The organism is Ensifer sp. LC384 (assembly GCF_001695865.1).
GTDB lineage: Bacteria > Pseudomonadota > Alphaproteobacteria > Rhizobiales > Rhizobiaceae > Ensifer.
Window position 1 is genome coordinate 1 of sequence record NZ_MBST01000085.1, and the last position, 656, is coordinate 656.

Below are 656 nucleotides of genomic sequence, written 5' to 3' on the forward strand. Positions count from 1 at the left end.
AAGCCCTGCGCATAGGCGCCGATCTTGGCGGCCAGCAGCGCGTTTTCCAGGTCCCTGATGAAGGCGGCCCTGTCGGCGACCGTGAACGCGCCGACATCGGGCAGGCCAAGGATCTTCTCCGCGGCTTCGCGCTCGTCCTTCGCCGACGAGATGCTGCGGGCGGCAACGGCCGCTTCGATCGCGGTCGCCGGAACGCCCATGTTCTGCGCTTCGATCACCGACCACTTGCCGGTGCCCTTCTGGCCGGCCTTGTCGAGGATCAGGTCGACGATCGGCTGGCCGGTCAGCGGGTCGGCTGCCTTCAGCACCTTCTCGGTGATCTCGATCAGGTAGGAGTTGAGGCGGCCCCTGTTCCAGGCGCCGAACACCTCGCCGATCTCGCCCGCCGTCATCTTCAGGCCGTCGCGCAGGATGCCGTAGATCTCGGCGATCATCTGCATGTCGGCATATTCGATGCCGTTGTGGATCGTCTTGACGAAGTGGCCGGCGCCGTTTTCGCCGAGCCAGGCGACGCACGGGTCGTTGTCGTATTTGGCGGCGATCGAGGTCAGCACCGTCTCGACGCGCCTGTAGGAGTCTTCCGTGCCGCCGACCATGATCGACGGGCCGTGGCGCGCGCCCTCTTCACCGCCGGAAACGCCCATGCCGATGAAGGT

At 66.2% G+C, this 656-nt stretch carries 1 protein-coding gene; it reads right to left on the reverse strand.

Features of this window, described 5'->3' with window-relative positions:
- On the reverse strand, positions 1-656 hold a 656-nt coding region (locus BC363_RS31940; RefSeq protein ID WP_244519992.1), incomplete at both ends, for an NAD(P)-binding domain-containing protein.